Origin of the sequence: Chitinophaga sp. RCC_12, from assembly GCF_041360695.1 — a bacterium.
GTDB lineage: Bacteria > Bacteroidota > Bacteroidia > Chitinophagales > Chitinophagaceae > Chitinophaga.
In genome coordinates, this window is sequence record NZ_JBFUPS010000003.1 from 56,155 (window position 1) to 78,727 (window position 22,573).

Annotated in this window: 15 protein-coding genes; 5 read left to right on the forward strand and 10 right to left on the reverse strand. The window is 44.9% G+C overall.

Going from position 1 to position 22,573, the window contains the following annotated elements; translation table 11 throughout:
• Positions 1-119 precede the first annotated feature (119 nt).
• Together htpG and AB6805_RS10045 are read left to right on the forward strand one after the other, a co-directional pair.
• Complete coding sequence (gene htpG, locus AB6805_RS10040; protein ID WP_370909292.1) at positions 120-1,949, forward strand: molecular chaperone HtpG; 1,830 nt, start codon at positions 120-122, stop codon at positions 1,947-1,949.
• 225 nt (positions 1,950-2,174) lie between these two features.
• Positions 2,175-2,885 carry a prolyl oligopeptidase family serine peptidase gene (locus tag AB6805_RS10045; protein ID WP_370909293.1) on the forward strand — a complete coding sequence of 237 codons (711 nt, stop codon included), beginning with the start codon at positions 2,175-2,177 and terminating at the stop codon, positions 2,883-2,885.
• 26 nt (positions 2,886-2,911) lie between these two features.
• Here the strand turns inward: AB6805_RS10045 and recJ are convergent, their stop codons facing one another.
• Complete coding sequence (recJ, locus tag AB6805_RS10050; protein WP_370909294.1) at positions 2,912-4,624, reverse strand: single-stranded-DNA-specific exonuclease RecJ; 1,713 nt, start codon at positions 4,622-4,624, stop codon at positions 2,912-2,914.
• Between the two features lie 63 nt (positions 4,625-4,687).
• The gene (locus AB6805_RS10055) at positions 4,688-5,653 is read right to left on the reverse strand and encodes a polyprenyl synthetase family protein (RefSeq protein ID WP_370909295.1); all 966 of its coding nucleotides are present in this window, start codon (positions 5,651-5,653) and stop codon (positions 4,688-4,690) included.
• A gap of 314 nt (positions 5,654-5,967) precedes the next feature.
• Between AB6805_RS10055 and AB6805_RS10060 the strand changes: the two genes are divergently transcribed.
• From AB6805_RS10060 to AB6805_RS10070, 3 genes are all read left to right on the forward strand, one after another.
• Complete coding sequence (locus tag AB6805_RS10060) at positions 5,968-7,518, forward strand: OmpA family protein (protein ID WP_370909296.1); 1,551 nt, start codon at positions 5,968-5,970, stop codon at positions 7,516-7,518.
• A gap of 157 nt (positions 7,519-7,675) precedes the next feature.
• Positions 7,676-9,628 (forward strand): KUP/HAK/KT family potassium transporter, encoded by a 1,953-nt coding sequence (locus tag AB6805_RS10065; protein WP_370909297.1) that lies wholly within the window; start codon positions 7,676-7,678, stop codon positions 9,626-9,628.
• Between the two features lie 179 nt (positions 9,629-9,807).
• The gene (locus AB6805_RS10070; RefSeq protein WP_370909298.1) at positions 9,808-11,565 is read left to right on the forward strand and encodes a glycoside hydrolase domain-containing protein; all 1,758 of its coding nucleotides are present in this window, start codon (positions 9,808-9,810) and stop codon (positions 11,563-11,565) included.
• Between the two features lie 84 nt (positions 11,566-11,649).
• Here the strand turns inward: AB6805_RS10070 and ftsZ are convergent, their stop codons facing one another.
• The 8 genes from ftsZ to mraY all read right to left on the reverse strand — a co-directional run bounded on the left by ftsZ (position 11,650) and on the right by mraY (position 22,537).
• Positions 11,650-13,479 carry a cell division protein FtsZ gene (gene ftsZ / locus AB6805_RS10075; RefSeq protein ID WP_370909299.1) on the reverse strand — a complete coding sequence of 610 codons (1,830 nt, stop codon included), beginning with the start codon at positions 13,477-13,479 and terminating at the stop codon, positions 11,650-11,652.
• A 172-nt stretch (positions 13,480-13,651) separates the two neighbouring features.
• Positions 13,652-15,055, reverse strand: a complete 1,404-nt coding sequence (gene ftsA / locus AB6805_RS10080) for a cell division protein FtsA (RefSeq protein WP_332006248.1) — start codon at positions 15,053-15,055, stop codon at positions 13,652-13,654.
• Complete coding sequence (locus tag AB6805_RS10085) at positions 15,052-16,134, reverse strand: cell division protein FtsQ/DivIB (RefSeq protein WP_370909300.1); 1,083 nt, start codon at positions 16,132-16,134, stop codon at positions 15,052-15,054. Before AB6805_RS10085 ends, ftsA begins: the two co-directional genes overlap by 4 nt.
• Positions 16,135-16,145: 11 nt before the next feature.
• Positions 16,146-17,513, reverse strand: a complete 1,368-nt coding sequence (gene murC, locus AB6805_RS10090) for a UDP-N-acetylmuramate--L-alanine ligase (RefSeq protein WP_370909301.1) — start codon at positions 17,511-17,513, stop codon at positions 16,146-16,148.
• Between the two features lie 21 nt (positions 17,514-17,534).
• On the reverse strand, positions 17,535-18,626 hold the full coding sequence (gene murG / locus AB6805_RS10095; RefSeq protein ID WP_370909302.1) for an undecaprenyldiphospho-muramoylpentapeptide beta-N-acetylglucosaminyltransferase: 1,092 nt from the start codon (positions 18,624-18,626) through the stop codon (positions 17,535-17,537).
• 38 nt (positions 18,627-18,664) lie between these two features.
• Positions 18,665-19,861 carry an FtsW/RodA/SpoVE family cell cycle protein gene (locus AB6805_RS10100; protein WP_370909303.1) on the reverse strand — a complete coding sequence of 399 codons (1,197 nt, stop codon included), beginning with the start codon at positions 19,859-19,861 and terminating at the stop codon, positions 18,665-18,667.
• A gap of 65 nt (positions 19,862-19,926) precedes the next feature.
• Positions 19,927-21,267, reverse strand: coding sequence for a UDP-N-acetylmuramoyl-L-alanine--D-glutamate ligase (gene murD, locus AB6805_RS10105; RefSeq protein WP_370909304.1), 1,341 nt, complete (start codon positions 21,265-21,267; stop codon positions 19,927-19,929).
• Between the two features lie 10 nt (positions 21,268-21,277).
• Positions 21,278-22,537 carry a phospho-N-acetylmuramoyl-pentapeptide-transferase gene (mraY, locus tag AB6805_RS10110; protein ID WP_370909305.1) on the reverse strand — a complete coding sequence of 420 codons (1,260 nt, stop codon included), beginning with the start codon at positions 22,535-22,537 and terminating at the stop codon, positions 21,278-21,280.
• Positions 22,538-22,573: the final 36 nt, after the last annotated feature.

A 22,573-nucleotide genomic window follows, 5' to 3' on the forward strand; every position in this document is an offset into this window, starting at 1 on the left:
TATTCACAGCCGCAATATTCATATTTAATATTTTTTCAACTTGTGTGTTGTCATCTTGTCAGCCTTCATCCCGCTGGCACACACTTTGAAAAAAGTTTACCAAAAAAAATCAGATATCAATGCAAAAAGGTGCAATACGTGTTCAGACAGAGAACATATTTCCAATTATCAAGAAGTTCCTGTATTCAGATCATGAAATTTTTATCCGCGAACTGGTAAGTAATGCCGTGGATGCGACCCAGAAATTGAAAACCCTGGCCAGTGTAGGAGAATTTAAAGGAGAACTGGGAGACATTGCTATTGATGTAAGAGTAGATAAGGAAAAGAAAACCATCACCATTGCAGATCATGGGATCGGTATGACTGCAGAAGAAGTGGATAAATATATTAACCAGGTCGCCTTTTCCGGTGCAGAAGAGTTTCTGAAAAAATATAAAGGACAGGAAAATGGCACCAATATCATTGGTCATTTTGGTCTTGGTTTTTATTCTTCCTTTATGGTGAGCAGCCAGGTGGAAATCTTTTCAAAATCCTGGAAAGAAGAAGCTCCCGCTGTACGTTGGGAGTGCGACGGAAGCCCTGAGTATGAACTGGAAGAAATCAGCAAGGCCGACAGGGGAACTGAAATTGTAATGCACATCAACGAGGAAAGCGAAGAATTCCTGGAAGATGGACGCATCCGCACTATCCTCGAAAAGTTCTGTAAATTCCTGCCGGTTCCGGTAACTTTTGAAGGCACGCAGATTAATAACACTACTCCTGCCTGGACAAAGAAACCAAGCGAGTTGACCACCGAAGATTATCAGAATTTCTACAAAGAATTATATCCATATGCAGAACCTCCTTTGTTCTGGATCCACCTGAACGTAGACTATCCTTTTAATCTCACCGGTATCCTGTATTTCCCGAAGATTAACAAGAGCTATGAGATGCAGAAAGATAAGATCAATCTGTATTCCAACCAGGTATATGTAACAGATGAAGTGAAGGATATTGTTCCGGAATTTCTGATGTTGCTGCATGGCGTGATCGATAGCCCGGATATTCCGCTGAACGTGAGCCGCAGCTATCTGCAGGGTGATCCTAATGTAAAAAAGATCAATGCGCACATCACCAAAAAAGTTGCGGATAAACTGGATGAAATATTCCGTAACGACCGCGCTTCCTTTGAAGATAAATGGGATTCCATCGGACTGTTTGTGAAGTATGGTATGATGACCGACGACAAGTTCATGGAGAAAGCCAACAAGTTCCTGATAATGGAAGATGTGGAAGGCGGTAAATTCTATACACAGGAAGAATACCGTACTACTGCAGCAGCCCTGCAAACCAACAAGGAACAGAAACTGGTGGTATTGTATGCTACCAATCCCGTGCAGCAGGACAGCTATGTGCAGGCCGCAAAAAATAAAGGCTTCCTGGTAGTAAAGATGGAAACAATGGTGGATGCGGCATTCATCAACAACATGGAAATCAAATGGGATAACGTTTCCTTTACCCGTGTAGATGCAGATATTGCCGATAACCTGATCGATAAAGAAGAAAATACCACTACCGTATTATCAGAAGAACAGGAGGGTGCTTTGAAGGAGCTGTTTGGCTCCCAGGTAACGCAACCCAATATCAAAGTAGAAATGAAAGGACTCAGCGCAGAAGCGCAACCGGTAATTGTAACCCGTCCGGAGCTGATGCGTCGTATGAAAGATATGGCAGCCATGGGCGGCGGCGGAATGAGCTGGTATGCGAGCATGCCTGATGAAATAAATATGACCATCAACGCCAACCACCCTGTGTATACACAAATCCTTAAGGAAGAAGACAACGCATTGCAGCAGAAGCAGATAAAGAACCTGGCAGACCTGGCGCTGTTGTCCCAAAACCTGTTGACAGGTGCAGATCTTACAGCATTTGTGAATAGAAGTGTGGAATTGATGGGCGAGAAAAAATAATAAGACGGCACAATAAAAAAAATTAACGGTGTTTGCTCTTTTGGTCTTTTATTTGCAGTTGTTGCAATAGAAAAACTGAAACGAAAAATATTGTAAAACTGTCCCCCGGCGTATGGCCGGGGGACTTTAGTTTGTACTAGTTATATGAAAAAAAGAGCAATTAAAATTTTGTGCCATGTCTTTGTGCTGAGTGCGCTCGCATTTTTTTCCTGTTCAAAAACAGAAATGACTAATCCGGTAACTAATCGGCCGGGGGATACCATACCGGTAACGCCGCCACCAGGCGATACTTTTCCTCCACAGCAAACAGGCATCACTGCGAAAAAAATAGATACCAAAGGAGGCAACATCAGTAACTACCTGCTTTATATCCCGGATGGATATAACGAAAAGAAAGATTACAAATGGCCGATCGTGATATTTCTTCATGGGGTAGGGGAAATGGGGAATAATATTGATATGATAAGGAATGTTGGATTGGTAAAAGTATCAGCAGGAAAGCCATTTGTGATAATTGCTCCACAATGCCTGAGCGGATGGTGGAATCCACAGTACCTTGATATATTATACAAAGAAGTGATCAGCAAATATCATGTAGATCCAAAGAGGGTGTATCTGACCGGATTGAGCATGGGCGGCTATGGAACCTGGGACTGGAGTTCTGCACACCCCGAAAAATTTGCCGCCATTGTTCCTATCAGCGGGGGAGGAGATATAAACCGTATGAAAAATCTGAAAACCATGCCTATATGGGTTTTCCATTCAGCAGACGATCCCACCGTAAATGTGGAGAATTCACGTGTTCTGGTAAAGGCATTAAGAACGTTGGGTAATAATGTGCAGTATACGGAATATCCAAACGGCGGCCATGATGCCTGGACAAGGGCCTACGCCAACCAGGATGTTTATACCTGGCTGCTGAAGCAACACTTGTAACTGCCTTCATCTCTCTTTTATAAAAGTTACTGGATAGCTGCAGTTCTGATATCAATTACTTTCAGCTGGAGGGACGTTTGTCCGTTCCATTCATTTTCATCCAGTGTAAATGCCATATCGAAAGGCTTTTTATCTGCCATCAACGGAAATTTCTCCGCCATATAAAAGCCAATTCCGGACATAGTGGGACCATATCTCCCCTGTTTGACGGAGAATTTAATATGGTCATCTTTTACAATCTTCGAGTAGCCGTTGTCAACAAGGTTTCTGGCAAGAAAAACAGGGCGTAGGTTATCTGGCCCCAGTGGTTCAAACTGCCGGAGAATATTATAAAATGCAGCAGTGATTTCCGTGAAATGGATTTCGGTATCTATCACTATTTCCGGTACCAGCTGATCCGGGTGGATGGTCCGGGCTACCACTTCTTCAAAGCGTTCCTGGAAAGCTTTTACATTTTCTGTTTTCATGGTCATCCCTGCCGCATAAAAATGTCCTCCGTAATTTTCGAGAAGATCTTTACACTGGTGGATGGCTTCATATACATTGAACCCCATCACAGAACGGGCGGAGCCGGCTACTTTATCGTTCGACTGGGTGAGGATGATAGTAGGGCGATAATAATATTTATCGATCAGGCGGGAAGCCACAATGCCTACCACTCCTTTATGCCAGTGTGCCTGGTAAAGCACGGTTGATTTTCTGCGTGCAATATCCACATCATTTTGTAACAGAACGATGGCTTCCTGGGTAATAGTGCTGTCTATTTCCTTTCTGTCGAAGTTATCGGCGTGCAGTACGGCTGCGATGGCCGCAGCTTTTTCTACATCATTTTCGATGAAGAGGTTCACTGCTTTGCGGGCATCGTCCATTCTGCCGGCGGCGTTTACCCGTGGGGCAATTACAAATACGAGGTTGGCAATGGTCAGTTTTTCTTTCAGCGCGCTGAGTGTAATCAGTGCTTTGATACCAGGTAAAGGATCTTCATTTACTTTTATAAGACCATGAAAAGCCAGTATCCTGTTTTCACCGGTCATCGGAACGATGTCGGCTGCAATGCTGGTAGCCACCAGGTCCAGGAATTTGTTGGCTTCCGACTGGGGAAGCCCTCTCTTTTGTGCGAAGGCGCAGATCAGTTTGTAGCCGATCCCGCATCCGCTCAGTTCTTTATAAGGATAGGGACAATCGTGCTGTTTCGGATTTAGGATCGCCACGGCAGGCGGCAGTATTGCATCCGGCAAATGATGATCACAGATAATAAAGTCGATACCCCACTCCTTTGCGGTGGTGATATGTTCGATTGATTTAATGCCGCAATCGAGCGCGATGATCAGGCTAAAATCATTATCCCTGGCGTATTCGATTCCCTGTATGGAAATACCATATCCTTCGCGGTAACGGTGGGGAATGTAAAATTCAATATTGCTGTAGAGTTTTTGCAGAAAGGCGTACACGGTAGCCACAGCGGTAGTGCCGTCTACATCATAATCCCCGTAGATCAGTATTTTTTCGTGCTGGAAAAAAGCCAGTTCAATCCTGGAAATGGCTTTGTCCATGTCTTTCATTTTCCAGGGATCGTGCAGATCTTCCAGTGTAGGTCGAAAAAATTGCCGGGCAGCCTCATAGTTGGTCACATTGCGTTGTACCAGTAACCGGCATAACAACGGATGTATGCGTAATGATGACTGTAGTAACTGTTCCTGGTTTGGTTGATATGCCTTTACTGTCCAGCGTTTTTGCATTATTATATTTTAAAGGCTTAAGCTTCTCGCTTCTTCCGCATATTACATTATTTTTTATTCTTACTAAAATGTTCTGTCAGTTGTAAATCGTACGAGGGATTCTAATCCGTTTCTGACAGCGTTTTCAGGGAATTTATTCAGGATGGTAAGGGCTTCATCCCGGTATTCAAACATTTTTTTCCTGGTGTACTCAATGCCACCGGATGCTTTTACCAGCCGGATGACTTCTTCCACCCGGTCTTTTTCTGTATTATGATTTTTGACGATATTAATAATCTTCCTGCGTGTTTCAGTGGAAGCATGTTCCAGGGTATAGATAAGCGGAAGGGTCATTTTTTTCTCCCGGATGTCGATGCCGGTAGGTTTACCGATTTTGGCGGAGCCATAGTCGAAGAGGTCATCTTTAATCTGGAAGGCGATGCCTACTTTTTCGCCGAAAAGGCGCATTTGTTCGGTGGTATGGTCATCGTTGCTGCTGCTCCATGCGCCGGCAGCGCAGGCGGAAGCCAGTAACGAAGCGGTTTTGCGGCGGATAATTTCAAAATAAATATCTTCCTTGATATTCAGTTTGCGGGTTTTTTCGATCTGCAGCAATTCTCCCTCACTCATTTCCTTAACAGCTTCTGATAATATCTGTAAAGTTCGGAAATCATTATTGTTAAGAGACAGCAGTAGTCCTTTTGAAAGGAGGTAGTCGCCTACCAGTACCGCTATTTTATTTTTCCAGAGGGCATTAATGGAAAACAGGCCACGGCGTTCGTTGGCATCATCTACCACATCGTCATGTACCAGGGTGGCGGTATGCAGCAGTTCCACCAGGGCGGCGGCCCGATAAGTGCTTTCCTGGATATTGTCACTGAAAAGTTTGGCGGATAATAAAACAAACATGGGCCTGATCTGCTTCCCTTTTCGCTTTACAATATAATGCATGATCCGGTCCAGTAACGGCACATGACTTTTTACTGAATCTGCGAACTTACTTTCAAAATCCTGTAATTCTTTACCTATCAGGTGTTTAATATCGTCCATGTATTAAATAAAAAAGGATTGCTAAGCTAACTTTTATAAATCACATTTTAACATTTTGGCCTTTAATTTGTATAAGGAGTATAACATTCCTTTAACACGAGTTAAGGAATCCTTTAACACGAGTTATACAGATCTTTAACTTAACTGGAATTAAGGTATATAAATACTTTCATTTAAGCTCTAATTTTGAAGGACTTATCAATGAAAATAATATTGCAAGAAAAATTTGTATATTCATTTATGATATTTACCTTTGCTAGGTAAAAAACGGGTTATTAGTAAATTTTTAACAGTTTTTAATAAAAAAAACAATTATGGCAAGCAAAAAGTACTTATTACTGGCAGGCGCTGTGGGTTTACTATCAGCATCTACTAGTTTTGCACAGGTTCAACCAACCGGCTACGATGCTCTGGATAGCTCCAAAGTGTCTAGCAAGCGTATGGTACAACAAAATAACTTCACGAACCACCAATCAAATTTCCCGGCTAAACCGAGAGATATGTGGGAACTGGGTTTTAGTGGTGGTTTACACCTGATCAGCGGAACCGTTCCTCCTCAACCAGGTTTTGGTGGCGGTGTTTCCCTGAGAAAAGCACTGGGACATACTTTCTCCCTGAGAGCTGAGTACATCGGTTCCATCGATAAGGGTCAGGACTACAAACTGCGTCCTACTCAGGCTGCAGGTGGTATCAATCCATGGGGAAGAACTGCAGCTTTAAACGGCGGCATGATTGTTCCTAACTACAAGTCTCAAAACCATCAGCTGTCTTTGGATGTGATTGCTTCTTTAAGCAACATCCTGTTCTACAGAGCTGAACCTAAGGTTAACTGGTATTTACTGGCTGGTTACTCTATCGTAATGGCTGACGTTGACGTTGATGCATTAGATGCAAGCGGAAATGGCTATAACTATTCCGGTATTAATTTCAATGCAAAACGCAGTGATATCAGAAAACAGATCAAAGATCTGAGAGATGATAAATACGAGCAAAATGCTCCTTCTCAGGGTAACCGTATTTCCATCGGCCGTAACGACGACAACCAATTACTCCGTCATGCACTGGATGTAGGTACTGGCGTTGCGTTTAAAGTTTCTAAACGTTTCAACATCGGTATTGAAGAAAAAGTAACTATGCCTTTCGATGCGTATCTTGATGGTTATGCAGGACCAGGCGGTGCTTCTAAAGACTTCTACTCTTACACAAGCGTACGTCTGAACTTCAACCTGGGTAACCCAGCTAAACGTGTACAGCCATTATGGTGGATCAACCCACTGGAATATGCTTACAGCGAGCTGAGCAACCCACGTCACATGAAGCTTCCAACTCCGGTTCTGCCTGATGCTGATGGCGATGGCGTAACTGACCAGTTCGATCGCGAACCTAACACCCCAGCAGGTGCACCAGTGGATGTTCACGGTGTTGCTAAAGATACTGACGGTGACGGTGTTCCTGATTACAAAGACAAACAACTGATCACTCCTACTTACTGCCAGCCAGTTGATGCTGATGGTGTTGGTAAATGCCCGGATCCAGAATGCTGCAAGAATCCTCCAGTTGCGCCTTGCGCAAGCCTGGTTCTGCCTAGCGTTTCTTTCAAAGGCAGCTCTACCAAAATAGGTAACGATCAGGAAGCTATCCTGGCTTCTGTTGCAGCTTCCCTGAAATCTAACCCTTCCTGCAATGTACTGGTTACCGGTCACGCAGGTGCTAAAGGTAAGAAAGGTGGTGTTGACCTGAGCAGCCGTCGTGTTGACTCAGTAATCGACTACCTGGCTGACAAACAAGGTATCGACCGCGGTCGTTTCATCAAACAAAACACTCCTGGTGAGTCTGGCACTGTTGATTTAGCTCCTGCTAACTAATCAGTATCACTCATTAAGATGATAACTTAAAAAAAGTCCTCTCCCGTTCATTCGGGAGAGGACTTTTTTTTGAAGCAAACACTCCTGTACGAAATATTGTTGAAGTGTCAATTATTACCCCTAATTTTGGAGGCTTTTTTAATAAACTTATTATTACGTGGGAATTAACATCAACAGGGTATCCCTGGCAGGCCTGGTAGTAGCGCTCGGTATTATCTACGGCGATATTGGAACATCTCCACTCTATGTTTTCAAAGCCATCGTAGGAGGGAACCCCATCAGCGATCTGCTGGTAATTGGAGGTATTTCCTGTGTCATCTGGACACTAACCCTTCAAACTACCGTTAAATACGTTATCCTCACCCTCCGGGCAGATAATAAAGGGGAAGGTGGAATCTTTTCACTCTATGCGCTCGTAAGACGCCACGCCAGATGGACCGTAATTTTTGGTATGATTGGCGGCGCCGCCCTGCTCGCAGATGGCATCATCACCCCACCTATCACTGTTACTGCCGCCATTGAAGGTCTCCGGACGCTGGAGGTCTTTAAAGACCTGGGCCAGTTGACCATCGTCAAAATAGTGCTGACCATTATCACAGGGCTCTTTGTTATGCAACAGTTCGGTACCGTTTCCATCGGCCGGATGTTTGGCCCCATCATGGTATTGTGGTTTTCGATGCTGGGAATCCTCGGCATTTCGCATGTGGCAGATGATTTAAGCATTTTAAAAGCATTTAGTCCCCATTATGCCATTGAACTCTTAACTACTTATCCCCGGGGATTCCTGATCCTGGGAGCTGTATTCCTTTGTACCACAGGAGCAGAGGCCCTCTATTCTGATCTCGGTCACTGCGGTAAAGGCAATATCCGGGTATCCTGGATCTTTGTTAAAACATGTCTTATCCTAAACTATCTCGGTCAGGGTGCCTGGCTGCTCACGCAAAAAGGTCAGATCCTGCCAAAAGATCAGAACCCGTTCTTTACCATTATGCCGGAATGGTTCATCATTTTCGGGGTATTAATTGCCACACTGGCTTCGGTAATTGCCAGCCAGGCACTCATATCAGGTTCTTTTACCCTCATCGCAGAAGCCATGCGGCTTAACCTGTGGCCCAAAATGCGGGTAAACTATCCTACAGAAGAAAGAGGACAGCTTTACATTCCCGGTATCAATACCATGCTGTTTGTAGGTTGCGTTTCCATTGTGCTGATCTTCCGGGAATCGTCGAATATGGAGGCGGCTTATGGCCTCTCCATCACTATCTGTATGCTCATGACCTCCTGCCTCTTCGCTTTTTACCTTTATACAAAGCGGGTATGGGTAGGGTGGATATTACTATATCTCATCGTTTATTTCACCATAGAGTTCTCATTCCTCTTCGCCAACGTGATTAAATTCATGCACGGAGGTTACGTAACGGTTATTGTAGCCGGCGCGCTCTTCCTCGTGATGATTGTATGGTTCAAATCGCGTAAGATCAAGAACCGTTACGTGGAATTTGTGCGACTGGAAGATTATCTGCCTATCATCCAGGAACTGAGCAATGATACCTCCATTCCAAAATACGCTACCCACCTGGTGTATATGAGCAGTGCCGATAATCCGAAAGAAATAGAACATAAGATCATCTATTCAATTCTCAATAAAAAACCCAAACGGGCGGATATATACTGGTTTGTACATGTGGATGTGGTAGATGAACCTTACCTGAGTGAATATTCTGTACAAACAATTATTCCAAATGAAGTAATACGCGTGGAGTTCCGCCTGGGCTTCAAAGTGGAACAGCGTATTAACCTGATGTTCAGAATGGTGGTGGAAGATATGGTTCGTAACAAGGAAGTAAATATCACCAGCCGCTATGAATCACTGAGTAAGAATAATGTGGTGGGCGACTTCCAGTTTATTGTTATGGAGAAATTCCTGTCGCACGACAACGACCTGCCTTTGTATGAAAGAATGGTGATGAAGATGTATTTCTTCCTGAAAAAGATCAGTTTGTCAGAAGAAAGGGGCTTTGGATTGGATTCCAGCTATGTGACCATCGAGAAATACCCATTGGTGGTAGCGCCGGTCACCAATCTGCAGCTGAAGCGGATCGTACATTAATATAAATCTTTAACAAGGAAAGCCGGATCTTATTATGATCCGGCTTTCCTGTTTTATATAACCGATCGTCCTCTTTAAAGGAAAAAATCCACTTTTTTTATAGATATTGAGGTTTCCGGATGACGGTGATCAGTGAACAAATCACGTTATCCGAATATCTGAAAACGCTAAATTTTAGTATGGTGAACAAATTTTTTGGCGTGCTGGTAATGCTGGCACTGCAACAAAACGTATGGGCGCAAATATCTCCTGCCGCTGGCTACAGGGACCTGCCCGATCCCAAACCCGTTAATAAAGCTTCCTGGGCGGCTGTTAATGACACCAGGCTTCACGTTGCATTCGGTACTGCAGATACCCGTTATGAAAAAAGAAATGCACCCGATAACAGCGGATTAACGCCAGCCTGGGAAACGAAAGCCTGGAAAGGCGAAAGGGTCCATACCCAGTTGGTGATCTGGTCTGCCGTTGTGCAGCCCGAAGTAAGCCTCGGGGCATCCGCACTTCAGGACAGCAAAGGCAATAAAATTGCGGCTTCGGCAGTCACCACCGGTTTTGTGAGATATGTACTCACAGATGGTTTGAATAAAGACGGCGGCGGCTGCGGGCACCGCAACCCGAAGGATTACGACTCCTCGCTCGTGGCAGATGGCATTGATATCATCAATAAAAGCACTATCGCCGCCAATACTACACAGCCGGTATGGCTGAGCGTTCAGGTGCCGGCAAACACACCAGCTGGTACATATAAAGGCTCGGTGAGTGTAAAATCAGGCGCCACAACAGTGGATATGCCTTTTGCAGTAACCGTGCTGGAACATACCCTGCCTGCTCCGAAAGACTGGCAATTTCATCTTGATTTGTGGCAGAGCCCTTATGCAATAGCCCGCGTATATGGCGTAAAGCCCTGGAGCAATGCACACTTCGAAGCGATGAAACCTTACATGAAAATGCTGGCAAATGCAGGTCAGAAAGTGATCACTGCCACCATTATTTATGATCCCTGGAATAGCCAGACACAGGACATCTATGGCACAATGGTAAAATGGACAAAGAAGAAAAATGGCAGCTGGACATACGACTACAGCATCTTTGATAAATGGGTGCAGTTTATGATGGACCAGGGCATCCGGAAGGAAATCAACTGCTACAGCATGATCCCCTGGAACCTGAAGTTCTACTATTATGATGAGGTGGCTGCAAAGGATACTTTTATTGTAGCGAAGCCCGGCTCTGCGGAATATACAAAGCACTGGCAGCCTATGCTGACTGATTTTGTAAAGCACCTGAAAGCAAAGGGCTGGTTTGATATTACGGCTATCGCTATGGATGAGCGGCCTATGGAAGACATGCTGCAAACACTGAAAGTGATCCGTGGTGCGAGCAGCGACTTCAAATTATCACTGGCGGGTAGCTATCATGAACCGCTGGCCAATGAAATACATGACTACTGTATTGCACTGAAAGAATCTTTCCCTGCCAACATCATGAAAACCCGCTTAGAGAAGGGATTGCCCACTACTTTTTACACCTGTTGTACAGAAGGATTCCCCAATACTTTTACTTTTTCCCCACCTGCAGAAGCGGCATTTATGGGCTGGCATGCTGCAAACAAAGGATATAACGGGTATTTGCGCTGGGCTTTCAACTGCTGGGTTGCAGATCCGCTGCATGATTCCCGTTTCCGCTCATGGGCTGCAGGAGATACCTATTTCGTATATCCGGGACCGAGATCTTCCATCCGTTATGAAAGACTGATAGAAGGTATACAGGACTATGAAAAGATTAGAATATTGCGCGAAGCATTTACAAAAAGCGGCAACGCGGCAGGTTTGAGTAAGCTGGATAATTTAGTGAAGCCTTTCGAGGAAGAAACGCTGAAAACCACACCGGCAGCTCAAATACTGAATACAGCCAAGCAAGGGTTGAACGAACTTTAATTGAATAAAAGTATCATAAAAAAAGTCCTCCGGGGAACCGGAGGACTTTTTTTAACACAACTAAAAAACAATCAAATGTGTTCATCAATCGGGCTTTTTCCCATCTAAAAAGGTATTGATCGTATTGATTTCTGTATGATTATTAGGGCCCTGATCACCACTCACCGTATAGTTGGAGTAGAGATGTTCAGCAGAGCCAGCACCATTATCCAGGTTCACATTTCTGCGCAGGTAAGCAGGTACGTTTTCCAGTTCCGCGTTGTTGTCCATGTTTTTCACATTGAAACTGATGCTGCGTAATTTGGCCACTCTTTCCGCTTGTTTGCGTTTCTGTTCTTCCAGATCTTCGTAAGCCTGTTGCATAGGCACTTCCGGAGGAGCAGGAGGTACGTTTACCGCACTTTCTTCTTCCTCTTTAAATACCATTTTCATTTCGGGAGCAGGCGCGCCTGGTTCCACGTAAATATGTGCAGGTCTGTTTAAATATCCTCCGGCCGCATTACCTGTTTGCGGTTGAATGATATTTACACCAGGCTGTTGTGTATGTGCAGGCGGCACTTGCTGAACAGGTTGTTGTTGAACAGGTTGTTGCTGCATTTGCTGCATCTGTTGCGCCTGTTGCATTTGTTGTTGTATCTGCTGCGGGTCTGGCTGTTGTGGCTGTACAGGTGGTACCTGTTGTATGTTCAGCACATAGTTTTGACGTGCAGGAGCAATAGGCGCCTGTTGTTGTGGCTGCGGTGGCGTATAAGCCATTACAGGCTCAGGATGACTTACTACCGGCTCCATCAGGCGTGGCGCCATCAGGTCTTGCGGCTCCTGGAATAAGGTGCCCTGTGCCTGTTGTACGCTCATCTTTTTTTCGTCACCATCTTTACCTAGCTGCATTACAATTTTAGGTTCTACGCGCTCCGGGTTGGAGGGTGTGATTTTCTGCTGTGTAATGGGTTTTTGTTCAAAACCGGTAGCAATAATGGTTACGCCCAGTTGCCTGTCGAGTGTTTGATCGTAGCCAACACCGAGGATCACATCGCAATCTTCACCAGCCTGGCTTTGTACATATGCCTGAATAATATCCATTTCATCGAGGGTGTGTTCAAATTCACCTTCAGAAGAAGAGATATTGATGAGGATCCATTTAGCACCGCGTATATCGTTGTCGTTCAGCAGCGGAGAAGTTAATGCATCTTCGATCGCCCTTTGTGCACGGTTTTCGCCTTCTGCCAGTGCTGCACCGAGGATTGCTACGCCACCGTTACGCATAACGGTACAAACGTCGGCAAAATCCACGTTGATCTGACCGGTAGAGTTGATTACATCGGTAATACATTTGGCGGCAGTAGCCAGTACGTTATCTGCTTTTTCGAAAGCAGCCTTGAACTTCAGGTCGCCGAATTTCTGACGTAATTTATCATTGGAGATAATCAGCAGGGTATCTACATACTCTTTCAGGCGGTTAACGCCTTCATCAGCCTGCAGCATTCTCTTTTTTCCTTCGTAAGAAAAGGGAGTGGTAACAATACCAACGGTCAGAATACCGAGTTCCTTACATATCCGCGCGATGATAGGAGCGCCACCGGTTCCGGTGCCACCGCCCATACCGGCAGTAATGAAGGCCATTTTGGTATTTACCTCCAGTATTTTTTTGATTTCTTCAAAGGATTCTTCCGTCGCCTGTTTCCCGATTTCAGGATTTGCACCGGCGCCAAGTCCCTGTGTCAGGTGCGGGCCCAACTGTATTTTATTGGGAACCGGGCTATTAGCAATAGCTTGTGCATCGGTATTGCAAATAATGAAATTTACCCCCTCAATGCGCTGGCTATACATATGATTCACCGCATTACTTCCACCGCCACCGATACCGATGACTTTGATGATGGAAGATTTTTCCTTAGGAAGATCAAAATGTATCATGACTCTATACTTTTATGGGTTAGTACGAATAATTAATAATGAACTATTAAGAATTAAGTGCGTGTATGCTTGTATGTTACTATGGTTCATTTGTCCTGTCATTATTAATTATCGTTCTTAATTCTTATTATATTAAACGTTTGCTTTTTGCAACAATTGCGCCATTAAACTTTTAAAGTTTTGCATCTTCTTCTTCGGTGAACATATCAATGATTTTTGTTTTCATTTTGTCCAGGAAGTTTTTCAATGAGGCGTTCCTTTCTTTTGCTTTCCGGTCCTGTATTTCCTGACTGCTGGGGGTTTCTTCTTCTATCCAGTCTTCGGGTGTAGCCACCGACTGAGCAGCCTGTTCTTTGGCCAGATAGCTGGTATTAATTTTTACATAATTTTCTTCGAGTGCTTTTCGATCGTTTTCAAAATCGTTGTAGCCTTTCAGGATCAGGCCCACGCAGGTAGCATACATAGGTTTGGTTAATTCATCTATGTGGCCGCTTGCGAGGTGCTCGTTGGGGAATCCTATACGGGCGCTTGCACCGGTGGTGTATTCTGTCAGCTGTATGAGGTGTTTCAGCTGAGATCCGCCACCAGTAAGGATGATACCGCCATTCAACATTTTATTATCCATACCGATCTGCTTGAGATGATATACCACGAAATCGAGTATTTCACTCATGCGCGCCTGGATGATGTGCGCCAGGTTCTTCACGGAGATCTCTTTGGGGCTTTGACCTCTTAATCCGGGGATCGTGATATAGGCATTTGTTTTGGCTTCATCTGCCAGGGCATAACCGAACTGTACTTTCATCTGTTCTGCCTGTGTTTTCAATACACCCAGGCCGTTCTTGATGTCGTTGGTAATGTTTTCACCACCGTACGGAATAACGGCGGTATGTTTCAATATACCTTCATAAAATACTGCCAGGTCGGTGGTACCACCACCAATATCCACAATGGCTACACCTGCTTCAAAATCCATGTCGCACATTACCGCTGCAGCAGAAGCCAGTGGCTGAAGCACCAGGTCGCGGATTTTGAGACCGGATTTCTCCACGCTGCGGTTAATGTTACGGATGGCGTTTTTGTCGCCGGTAATAATATGGAAGTTTGCACCCACCTTTACCCCGGACATACCGATAGGGTAAGTAATGTTCTGCAGGCTGTCCACTATATATTGCTGCGGAATCACATCGATGATCTGATCGCTCGCGGGAATAACTGTTTTGTACTGATCGTTGATCAGCTGGTCAATGTCTTTCTGGGATATTTCCGCATCAGTGTCATTGCGTACAATATCTCCACGGGTTTGCAAACTTTTTATATGGTGACCGGCGATCCCAACATATACCTCGTTAATTTCCAGGTTAGGGTTGGATGCATAACAATTCTCGAGTGCTTGCCTGATAGCTTTAATAGTTTGGTCAATGTTCAGCACCATACCGTGCTGTACACCAAACGATGTAGCTTTACCGAATCCCAGGATTTCCAGTTTCCCGTATTCATTCTTCCGTCCTGCAATGGCAGCAATCTTCGTAGTACCTATATCGAGTCCTACAATGATGGGAGCTTCCTGATTCATGGCGTTTTTTGTTTTTTTGATGTGTTAACAGATTTATTCCCTGGCTTATACACTGCTTTAGGTTGTTGTTTGGCCGGCGCAGCTGCTTTTTCTTTCTTCACCTTTGCTTTCTGCGGTTTAGCCTTTTCTTTCGCTGCGTGTGCCGGTTTAGTTACCGGTTTGGCAGGTTCGGAATGTACCGGTTTTGCTACTACCGGTGCTACCGTTGTTGAATCTTCGCTGTCCGCTATCGGCGGTTCATCTGCATCGGCCAGTTTCAAACTATCCGTTTTGATCACTGGTTGCAATGGAACAACGCCATCCTTACGGGTACACACCACTTCGTTTTCAAATGCGATGTTGATGCGTGTATAATTATTCCAGCCTACTTTATTCAATCCTTCCTTATAAAAAGCCAGCAGTTTGGTGAATTTTTTTTCTATGTCTATACCTTCTCCGAATGCAATCACCTGGTCCCCCAGTTTTGGTATGAACTCAAACCTGCGGTCGCCCGTGATCATGAGTTGCTCTACCTGAGCCATCCAGAAAGGGTCCTTACCAATGTATGTACCCATATCTACTATCTGTGCTGCCAACAGGCTATCGGGTTGCTGCAGCTTTTCTGCATCCGAGGGAAACCCTGTGAATACAGGCACCCTGGCTGCGTAACGACTGGATACCGGTATATGTTCGCCGGCGCCATCCAGGTAAAAGCTGTTCCCTGAAAAAGTAAATACCCTGGCTACCGGTTCGCGTTGTGTTACTTTGATATTCAGCTGCTGGCCGTTATCAAAATAGATCTCCGCATTTTTTACCCAGGGATCCTGGTCTACAATGGATTCCAGCTGAGCGATATTGATGTCGGCAATACTTTTACCGACCGGGTTCAGATTTTTATCTTTCGTGATCAAAGATTTAATATCCTTTGATTCGATAAAAAAGTTATCATCTTTCCCCTCAAATTTTACCTGTATACTTTTACATTTACCGGCATCCTTGTCCTGTATAGCCGCCACCAGCAATACTGTAAAGCCTGTGAGCACCATTCCCCAGAGAACGGCGACACCCAGTCTTTTTAATATTGTGGTAGTTTTAGACAAGCTTTTTATTTTTAATGTTGTGTTGTTTTATTTTTAAGAAGATGAGCCACCGGTTCTTTTAACTGGTCTATATCTCCCGCTCCGGCGGTAATCAGTAAGGGTACGTCCTGTTTACCCAGGTATTCCGCTACTGCTTCTTTCGGTAAAATTTTTACAGGTACTGTTATTTTGTCTGCAATCATTTCGCTGGTAACACCGGCTATCGGCAGTTCACGCGCCGGGTAGATCGGAAGCAATATCACCTCGTCTGCCAGGGAAAGGCTTTCTGCAAAGCCATCTGCGAGGTCACGGGTGCGGGTAAATAAGTGCGGCTGAAAAATAACGGTGCATTTTTTACCTGGAAACAATGCCTTCGCACTGGTGATCAATGCACGCAATTCTTCCGGATGGTGTGCATAATCATCGATATATACCTGCTGATCTGTTTTTACCACATATTCAAATCTCCGCCTGATCCCTTTGAAATTACCAATGGCTGCACGGATTTTAGCCGCATCTATTCCCAGCAGGTGTGCTACTGTAATAGCTGCTACGGCATTCTCCACGTTGTGCATACCACCAATGTGCATGGAAATATTATCGATCATCCAGTCCTGATGCATTACATCAAACTCATATCCGCCATTGATCATGCGGATGTTGGAGGCGTAAGCGTTGGCAGCATCGTTTTGTAAACTGTACAACAACTTGTTTGTTGCATTGAGCTCCTTGTTGCGATGCAGGCCGAACCTAGCAATCAGCGTGCCATTGGGCTTAATATTGTGCGTATACTGGATAAACGCATCTTCCATTGCCTCCGGAGTGCCGTAAATATCCAGGTGATCTGCATCCATGGCAGTCAGCACCGCGATATCCGGACTTAATTTCAGGAAAGAACGGTCATATTCGTCTGCTTCAATTACTGCGACCGCCTTATCGCTGCTCCAGAAATTTTTATTATAGTTCACGCTGATGCCACCCAGGAAAGCGTTACAGCCATAACCGCTGTCGGTAAGCAGGTGGGCGATCATGGTAGATACCGTGGTTTTGCCATGCGTACCTGCCACGGTGATAGCAAACAGGGAACGGGTAATTTCCTGCAGCACATCACTGCGCTTTACTACTTCATAACCATTATCGCGCAACCACTGCAACTCCGTATGAGTAGCCGGAATCGCCGGCGTATATACGACCAGGTTAGCGGTTTTGTCGATTAAGTTAATATCGTCTGTATAATGGATTTGCATACCTTCTGCTTCCAGCTGCTTTGTGAGCGCTGTGGAGGTACGGTCATAACCGCTTACCTGCACCCCTTTCTCATTGAAAAAGCGTGCAATGGCGCTCATGCCAATACCACCGATACCGATGAAATAAACCCTTTGTATGTTGTTCAAATCCATATACTCTTCTAAAAATCTCTTCTAAATAATTCCTAAAACCTGGTTCGCAATTGTCACATCCGCGTGCGGATTTCCCAGCTTGCCGATATTGCTTTCCAGTTGTTCCATCAGCGCTTTATTTTGCAAAAGGCTGAACAGCACGTTGCCCAGTTGTGATGGCACCTGCTCGTCTTTAATGATCAGGCCCGCCTGTTTGTTTACCAGGTTCATGGCGTTGGACGTTTGATGATCTTCTGCCGCGAACGGGTAGGGCACAAATATTACCGGCTTTTTCACTACACATAATTCAGCAATCGCCAGTGCGCCGGCCCTCGATAACACTACATCAGCCGCTTTATAGGCAAAGTCCATTACGTTGATGAAATCGTATACCTTGATATGCGATCCATAAGGCGCCGCGGCAGCTTTCGCTGTTTCGTAATAAGGCTTCCCTGTTTGCCAGATCAGCTGTATATCCTTAGCCACTAATTCTTTTAACAGTGGTTGTAACCCTTCGTTTATTGACTTGGCGCCCAAACTTCCTCCCACGGCGAAAACCGTTTGCTTTGCCGTACTCAGTCCGAAATGCTGCAAGGCATCTTCCCGTGTTACGGCCGACTGGGAAATGCTGTTCCTCACAGGATTACCGGTCATTACCAGTTTTTCTGACGGAAAAAATTTATCCATACCATCGTATGCCACACAGATCTTTTTCGCTTTCCTGCCCAGTATTTTATTCGTTTTACCCGCAAAGGAATTTTGTTCCTGTATCAGGGTAGGCGTACCGTTTTTCTGTGCTCTGTTCAGCATGGGGAAGCTCGCATACCCGCCCACACCTACTACCACATCAGGCTGAAAGCTTTGCAGGATGGCCTTTGCGCGACGCAGGCTTTTCCATATTTTAAACGGCAGCAGGATATTTTTGAAAATATTGCTGCGGTTAAAACCAGCTATTTCCAGTCCTTCGATCGGGTACCCGGCCTGCGGCACTTTCTCCATTTCCATTTTTCCGGTGGCGCCCACAAAAAGAATGTTGATGTCCGGCTCTATTTTTTTCAACGCATTCGCGATCGCTATCGCCGGGAAGATGTGTCCCCCCGTACCGCCGCCTGCTATGATCACTTTGCGTTGCATGTTCTATTCCTGATTACAATTATTGTTATAAATACGTATTAAGCGACTGCAGCGGTTTCCGATTGCGCAATAACTCTTTCCAATCGCTCTTTTTCTGCCTGTTTACCTTCCATCTCTTCCACGTTCCGCGATACACTTAATATAATACCGATGGCCATACTGGTAAATAATACAGAGGAACCACCCATACTTACTAACGGCAGCGGAAGCCCTGTAACCGGGAACAGCTGTACGTTTACCGCCATATTGGTTAACGCCTGTATGACCAGTGTTACACTGAGTCCTACTGCCAGGAATGCCCCGAAAGCATATGGACATCTTTTATAAATCCTGATACTTCTCAGTAATAAAATCATATAAGCCGCCAGTATCAGGAAAGCGCCAAACATGCCATATTCTTCTATAATGGTGGCGTAGATATAATCGGAATAGGCGTGTGGCAGGAAGTTACGTTGTGTACTGTTGCCGGGTCCTTTTCCCAAAATACCGCCGCCTGCAATGGCAATGTTAGCCTGTTGCACCTGGTAGGGCGTTTCTGTATGATCACCGTGAAGGAAGTTATCGATACGTTTTTCCCATGTTTTTGTACGCATCTCCATGCCGGTTACTTTGGCGATTCCAAAAAGCAGCACTACCATTACTGCTCCCGCTGCCACCATAGAGGCCAGGAACCGGATAGGCACCCTGCCTATAAAGCAAAGGAGCATACAGCTGGCGCCCAGCAAAAGTGCGGTACTCATATTAGCCGGCATGATCAGTGCGCAGATAATGCCTACCGGTATAATGATGGGCAGAAATCCTTTTTTGAAATCATTGATCAGGTTTTGCCGTCTTGATAATTGCCTGCTTACATACATAAATATGGCAAGTTTAGCCACATCGGATGTTTGAAAGGTAAGGTTGATGATCGGCAGCTTGATCCACCTGCTGGCTTCATTGATATTAGACCCAAAGGCCAGTGTGTACATCAGCAATGGTATGGATACCAGGAAGCCTATTTGTGCCACGCGGGAATAAATCGTATAGTTCACGCGGTGTGCAAAATAGATGATCAGCAATCCCATTACCAGTACCGTGAGCTGCTTCAGGAGATAATACTCCGTATGGCCGCCCCTTTCGCGGTAAGCGAGTGAGCCGGTAGCACTATATACAGCAAGCAGGCTTACCAGCGATAGAAAAAATACTACCGTCCAGATAACCTTATCGCCTTTTGTTCTATAGAGCAATCCCATCATTAGCTGCGTTTTGCTTTCATTTATTTTTTAAGATGTAACCCTTTATTCTGTTTATCAACACCTGTTTACAATGCTTTTACTTCTTCTTTAAATTTCCTGCCACGATCTTCATAATTTTTAAAGAGGTCGAAGCTGGCGCAGGCTGGCGACAATAAAACGATGTCTCCTTTTGCGGCCTGTTTAAATGCTTCCTGTACTGCATCGTGCATACTGGTGGTGTTGATCATCACCGGTGTGTCTTTTGATAACGCAGTAAAGATGGGGGTGTTGTCCACACCCATACAAATTATTGCTTTTACCTTTTCTTTCACGAGGTCGCGGATGGCATCATAGTCGTTGCCTTTGTCCACGCCGCCCATGATCAGCACAATGGGCTTGTCAAAACTTTCCAGTGCAAACCAAACGGAGTTTACATTGGTGGCTTTGCTGTCGTTAATAAAATCCACGCCTCTAACCGTTGTCACATATTCCATGCGGTGTTCGAGGCTCTCGAACGACGCAAGACTTTCGCGGATCTTTTCATTTCTTATATCCATGGTCCTGCCTGCAATTGCTGCTGCCATTGAATTGTACAGATTGTGTTTTCCCTTTAATGACAGGTCATACATTGACATGATAACCGGTTCTCCGTTGACATCTATGTGCAACTGGTCGTTGGCAATAGAGCCGCCTTCTTTCAGTGGTTTCATGATGGTAAAAGGTATTGATGCTGAATAAATGGGTTGCTGCGCTAAATGTCGCATGATCTCAGGATCATCCATGCAGTAGATGAAGTAGTCTTCAGCTGTCTGGTTCATGGCAATTCTGAATTTGGAGGCTACGTAATTTTCCATGCTATAATCGTAGCGATCCAGGTGATCAGGCGTAATGTTCAGGAGGATGGCCACATTGGGTTTGAAGTCCTTAATGTCATCCAGCTGAAAGCTGCTGATTTCAATCACATAATACTCCGCTGGTGCGGTTGCCACCTGCCTGGCATAGCTCACGCCAATATTGCCTACCATCGCCACATCCAAACCTGCGTTTTTAAAGATGTGATAGGTGAGGGCCGTAGTGGTGCTTTTGCCGTTGCTGCCGGTGATGGCAATGATCTTTTTACCTGTCGAGAAACGGTAGGCCAGCTCTATTTCAGAAATCACGGGTATGCCTTTTTCGCGCACCTTTTTCATCAATTCCGATTTCTCAGGGATACCAGGGCTTTTAACGATTTCGTTTGCATCCAGTATGATATCCCAGGAATGATGTCCTTCTTCGAAAGAGATCTGGTTTACCGCCAGTTCCTGTTTATAATTATCTTTTATTGTTCCTCCATCAGATACAAATACATCATACCCTTGCTGTTTTCCCAGCAAAGCCGCACCTATTCCACTTTCTCCTGCTCCTAATATGACGAGTTTATATTCCATTCGTTTTGTTTTATCTCATTTTCAGTGTTGCAATAGCTACTACCACACACATGATGGTAATGATCCAGAAGCGCACTGATATTTTACTTTCGTGGTAACCGATCTTCTGATAGTGGTGATGCAACGGCGACATTTTCAGAATACGCCTGCCTTCTCCATATTTCTTTTTAGTGTATTTGAAGTAAGATACCTGTAACATCACCGACAGTAGTTCCACCAGGAATACACCACAGAAGATAGGTATCAGTAATTCTTTCCTTACTATAATTGCCAGTGAAGCAATGATGCCGCCCAATGCGAGACTACCGGTGTCACCCATGAAAACCTGCGCCGGATAGGCATTATACCAGAGGAACCCGATACATCCGCCCACAAAGGCTGCAATGAAAATTGACAACTCCCCAAGGTTCGGGATGTACATAATGTTCAGGTATTCTGCAAACTGGATGTTACCGGATACATAGGCAAAGATGCCCAGTCCTATCCCGATGATGCCTGAAACGCCTGTTGCTAGTCCATCTAAGCCATCAGTAAGATTAGCGCCGTTGGATACGGCTGTAATAATAAAGATGACCACCAGGATATAGAGTACGAATGTGTACTTTTCTGCGCCGGGAATCCAGGAGATCAGTTTGGAGTAGTTGAACTCATGATTTTTTACGAACGGAATCGTGGTAATCGGCGTTTTAACGTCCACAAAGCGGTGTCCGTCGCGGGTTACACGCTCCGGGTGATTAGTCACCTGTCTTTCATAAGGCGCCAGTGTTTTTGCGCCTATTACTTCACGGGATACCACTACATCTGTATTAAAATAAAGTGTACAGCCTACAATCAAACCAAGTCCCACCTGTCCCATGATCTTGAAACGTCCTGCCAGTCCTTCTTTATTCTTTTTAAATACTTTGATATAATCATCTACAAAGCCAATCATTCCTAACCATACGGTAGATAACAGGATCAGCCAGATATATACATTTGCCAGTTGTGCAAAAAGTAAAGTGGGAATTACGATGGCAGATAAGATGATGAGTCCGCCCATCGTAGGTGTTCCTTTTTTGGTGTTTTCTCCCTGGAGGCCCAGTTCACGGATCGTTTCACCAATTTGTTTTTTCTGTAGAAATTTAATAATCCTTTTACCGAACAGCAAAGAAATAACCAGCGACAGCAGTAATGCCATCGTTACACGGAAAGTGATATACTGAAACATACCACCACCGATGACGCTGATCTTAAATTCTGTTTTCAGGTAATTTAAAAAATAATATAACATATGTTTTAGTCGTAACCTGTCCTCCGCTGTCCGGGG

What these genes read in the sequence shown, in the direction of transcription:
- recJ (WP_370909294.1), bottom strand. Translation starts at nt 4,624, where the DNA reads ATGCAAAAACGCTGGACAGTAAAGGCATATCAACCAAACCAGGAACAG.
- AB6805_RS10070 (WP_370909298.1), top strand. Translation starts at nt 9,808, where the DNA reads ATGGTGAACAAATTTTTTGGCGTGCTGGTAATGCTGGCACTGCAACAA.
- ftsZ (WP_370909299.1), bottom strand. Translation starts at nt 13,479, where the DNA reads ATGATACATTTTGATCTTCCTAAGGAAAAATCTTCCATCATCAAAGTC.
- mraY (WP_370909305.1), bottom strand. Translation starts at nt 22,537, where the DNA reads ATGTTATATTATTTTTTAAATTACCTGAAAACAGAATTTAAGATCAGC.
- AB6805_RS10045 (WP_370909293.1), top strand. Translation starts at nt 2,175, where the DNA reads ATGACTAATCCGGTAACTAATCGGCCGGGGGATACCATACCGGTAACG.
- ftsA (WP_332006248.1), bottom strand. Translation starts at nt 15,055, where the DNA reads ATGAATCAGGAAGCTCCCATCATTGTAGGACTCGATATAGGTACTACG.
- murD (WP_370909304.1), bottom strand. Translation starts at nt 21,267, where the DNA reads ATGGAATATAAACTCGTCATATTAGGAGCAGGAGAAAGTGGAATAGGT.
- AB6805_RS10055 (WP_370909295.1), bottom strand. Translation starts at nt 5,653, where the DNA reads ATGGACGATATTAAACACCTGATAGGTAAAGAATTACAGGATTTTGAA.
- AB6805_RS10100 (WP_370909303.1), bottom strand. Translation starts at nt 19,861, where the DNA reads ATGATGGGATTGCTCTATAGAACAAAAGGCGATAAGGTTATCTGGACG.
- AB6805_RS10060 (WP_370909296.1), top strand. Translation starts at nt 5,968, where the DNA reads ATGGCAAGCAAAAAGTACTTATTACTGGCAGGCGCTGTGGGTTTACTA.
- murC (WP_370909301.1), bottom strand. Translation starts at nt 17,513, where the DNA reads ATGGATTTGAACAACATACAAAGGGTTTATTTCATCGGTATCGGTGGT.
- murG (WP_370909302.1), bottom strand. Translation starts at nt 18,626, where the DNA reads ATGCAACGCAAAGTGATCATAGCAGGCGGCGGTACGGGGGGACACATC.
- htpG (WP_370909292.1), top strand. Translation starts at nt 120, where the DNA reads ATGCAAAAAGGTGCAATACGTGTTCAGACAGAGAACATATTTCCAATT.